The following is a 3,827-nucleotide window of genomic DNA, read 5'->3' on the forward strand; positions in this document are numbered from 1 at the left end:
TTATGGGCGGGTATGCTTTGGCTTCTCCATCTTTATCGACGAGGTTACCGCATCAACGGCTCTCCTCAGGCTGAAGCGGTGATGTGCGCTCGGCTCGCGATAGCCGTCCCACCGGACCAAGAAATAGTCGTGACTCAGGCAGATCGAACTGCTGCCGCCTGCCTGCGGCTGGCGTTGACACAACGCGGCTATAGCGATCGCATTGATAAAGACCTCTTCTTGCTCAACTCTGAGTTCGAGAGCAACGCGGATCAACTTATCGAACATGTGCGTCGAAAGATGCCAAGGTCGCAGCGCGCCATCTTCCTGCTAGATCAATATGGCTATTCCGAGGTACCGACCGAGCGGATCGCAAGGATCATCCAGTCGTTACCCGGAAGTGAAGTCATTCTGACATTCGCCATAGATGCACTTTTGACCTATTTTTCGGAACGCTCAGAGATCACCAGGGGCCTCCTGCAAAAAATGGGAATTCCAGAGGTGCTGCGTGGCCGCTCGTTCGAGGACATAAAGCGATCCGAAACTGATTGGAGATTAATGGTCCAATCCTGTCTTTATCAGGAGCTTGTCGAGCGCTGCCAGGCGAAATATTACACGCTCTTCTTTATCCGATCCGATAGAGGGCACGGCGACTATTGGCTGATCCACTTCTCACAGAATCCGCGCGCTCGCGACGTAATGACGCGAATACACTGGCAAAATAACAATCACTTCATTCACTACGGTGGCCCAGGCCTCGACATGTTTCGTGCCTTGGGATACGTGTCGAAGAACGACGATCAGGTAATCGGCTATCAACACTCGCTGTTTGAGTTTGATGAAGACGCCAAGCAAGCCAGTACGGACGGACTCGTCGCCCAGATCGGACCCATGATCTACGCCGACTCAGACGGGATGACGTTTGGCGAGCTTTTCGCGACCACCTGTAATCTGTCGCCGGCATCGGCCGATATCTACAGAGACGCCATCGACATTCTGCGAGGACATCGAGAGATCGAAGTCATCAGCTCAAGCACGTCCAAGGCAACTCAGGCGAGGATTCAGGATGGGGATCGAATTGTGATCTCTGATCAGCGCAACCTATTCCTGCCCCGCTAGGCCACTAATTGTTGGGCAAGCTTTAGGCGCGAAGAAGCCGCCACCGTGGCCATCATTTGCCGGGCCGAAAGCCGCTATGAGCACTCTTTGCACGAATCTTCCTAAGAGCCAACCCTGAGACTGAACGGCATCTAGGAAATCATCTCTTGATTTCATCTGTCAGTTGATATCAAATGCTGCCAATAGGCAGTGTCAATGGCACCATGACAGACGCAAACTGGCTTTCGCTCGAAGAGGCGGCAACGTACATCGGTGCCGGTAAGACCGTTCTTTACACCTTGGCGCGGGAGGGGCGCATTCCCGCCAATAAAGTCGGCAAGAAGTGGACGTTTGAGCGTGAGCAGCTCGATCTGTGGATGCGAAGCAGTAAGCCGATTGAGGCGTTCTTCACCGGTCTTGAATTCAGCATCGAATCGAATCCCTCCCTGCGCGAACCGCAGCGCGACGGCTACGCTCTAACTTTCGACTTCTTTAAGGCCGGGAAAAACAAAGCAATTCTCCAGGTGCCTGTCGGTTGCGGGAAAACGGGCCTCGCTGCGCTCCTTCCCCTTGGTATCGCCAAAGGCCGCGCTCTGGTCATCGCCCCGAATATCACCATCAAGGATGGCCTGTATGAGGCGATGGACATCACCAATCGCCCCAAGTGCTTCTGGCGCAAGGCGGGCGTAGTCAGCGATGCGCAGATGATTTCAGGCCCGTTGGCCTGCACGCTGGATACCGGCAACATCACAGTGGCAAGCAAATGCCACATCGTCATCACAAATATTCACCAACTCGCGACGACACTGGAGAAGTGGCTGCTGCAGTTTCCAGATGATTTTTTTGACATGGTAATCATCGACGAAGCGCATCACAGCGCCGCGGACAGCTGGAAGCGAGTGCTTGAGCGGTTCCCGAAAGCAAAGGTCGTTTACCTCACCGCAACGCCCTTTCGCAGCGACCGGCAGGAAATCGACGGCGAGCTTGTCTACCGGTACTCGTTTCGAAGCGCGACACTGAAAGGCTACATCAAGCGGCTGAAGGCCAGTTACGTTGCGCCGTCGGAGATCGAGCTGAGCTTTTCCGACGAACGCGGCCGAACCTATTCACTCGATGAAGTGGTGAAACTCAAGGAGGAGGACTGGTTTAGTAGGGGCGTGGCGCTTGCGCCTCTTTGCAACAAGAACATCGTAAACGCAAGTCTTGAGAAGCTGGAGGAACTGCGGCAGACCGGGACGCGGCATCAATTGATTGCCGCGGCCTGCTCGATCAATCACGCGCGAGACATTCGTTCTATGTATGCCGAGCGGGGATATTCCGCCGATATAGTCCATAGCAAGCAGGAGCCTGAGGAGCAGAAGAAAGTCCTAGCGGCGCTGCGCAATGGTACTCTTGATTGCATCATCCAGGTTTGGATGCTTGGCGAAGGATTCGACCATCCGCACCTGAGCGTTGCCGCGATCTTCCGCCCCTTCAGGTCGCTGGCGCCATATATACAATTTGTCGGCCGCATTATGCGGGTCGTCGTCCAGAACGATCCCACGCATCCCGACAATCTCGGTCATATCGTGACCCATCTGGGCATGAATATTGATCAGCGCCTGAAAGAGTTCAAACAATTTGAGCGGGATGATGAGGCGTTCTGGGACAAGGTTATAGGCGGGGAAGAACCGGAACTGCCCGCGGGCGTACGCGCCGGTGATACTCGGCTATCCGCCAGCGAAACTGCCGTCGTGGTGAGAGGCGAGATCGTGGATAGTCTCTGGGAAGAAGACTTTGCGACCATTGAAGATCAGCAGATAGTCGCGGACCTGCGCGAGCGATTGAAGTTGTTAGGGCTAGATCCGAATCAGGCCGAGGAAATCGTCAAGAAGTCGAAGCCCGGCGGAATGGTGAAGCGATCTGCCGCCGAGAGCTTCCCGATCCAGCCGCAGCGCGCCCTTGAAGAGGCCCGTAAGCGAGTGGGCGAGCAAAGTCACCGGCTGGCAAAGGTGCTTCTCAATCACGTTCAGCTTCAAATGGAAGGGCGGGAAATACCTTACAAATACACGTCGCTAGGGATAACCGGGCGGAGCAACTTCGTTGCTGCTGTGATGATGCTAAACCACGAGATAAATAAGCGGCTTGGGAAAGACCGCGATCAATGTTCTGTGGAAGACTTCCAGGTAATCCTCGACGGACTGGACGATATATTGCAAGTCCTCGTGCGGCGCGTCAGAAAGGCGAAAATCGAACATGAAAAGCGGGAAACCTAAAGGAAAAACGCCGTCCCTTATCGGCAGCACGCTCGGTGCTCCGAGGAAAACGCACGTGAAGGGGAAAAGCTCCTGCAAGCGTTGCGACGGTGCCATCAGTAAGGGCACGGAGTGCTTCGAAATTCCGCAACTCGGGGGCAGCTTTCGCAACCCCAAGCGCTATTGTGACGGCTGCTTCCATTCAATTCTCGAAAAGACTAAATCTGATCTCGAAGCTCTTTTCCTCGCGTCCAAACCAAACCCGATCTCCTAACCGCCGCCTGGCAGGCCGGCTTACTAGCGTTGGTTGTTGAGATAGTAGCGATGGGTAAGCAAAAAACGACCACGCCGATTTACGATGCTAGACGTCCGACCTCTGTCTATTCCACACAAGTCTTGAGCGTTCCGCGGTCGTATTGAGCGCCGCATAGGGAGCGCTGGACACAGCGGCGTGCATTTGGTAGCCTACTGTTCGTCGCAACGTGTGACGAAGGGCGGCGGGCAGCTTGGCCAAGA

Annotated in this window: 2 protein-coding genes; both read left to right on the forward strand. The window is 54.8% G+C overall.

The features are described from left to right. The coding region (gene tcmP / locus VMU57_RS21805) for a three-Cys-motif partner protein TcmP (RefSeq protein ID WP_325387293.1) at window positions 1-1,098 on the forward strand (1,098 nt) is incomplete at its 5' end. 203 nt (window positions 1,099-1,301) lie between these two features. Beyond that, complete coding sequence (locus VMU57_RS21810; protein WP_325387295.1) at window positions 1,302-3,332, forward strand: DEAD/DEAH box helicase family protein; 2,031 nt, start codon at window positions 1,302-1,304, stop codon at window positions 3,330-3,332. The last annotated feature ends 495 nt before the right edge of the window (window positions 3,333-3,827 follow it).

It is taken from the genome of Edaphobacter sp. (assembly GCF_035532915.1).
Lineage (GTDB): Bacteria > Acidobacteriota > Terriglobia > Terriglobales > Acidobacteriaceae > Edaphobacter.

Excerpts from the sequence above, each read along its gene's own strand:
- VMU57_RS21810 (WP_325387295.1), top strand. The coding sequence starts at position 1,302 with ATGACAGACGCAAACTGGCTTTCGCTCGAAGAGGCGGCAACGTACATC.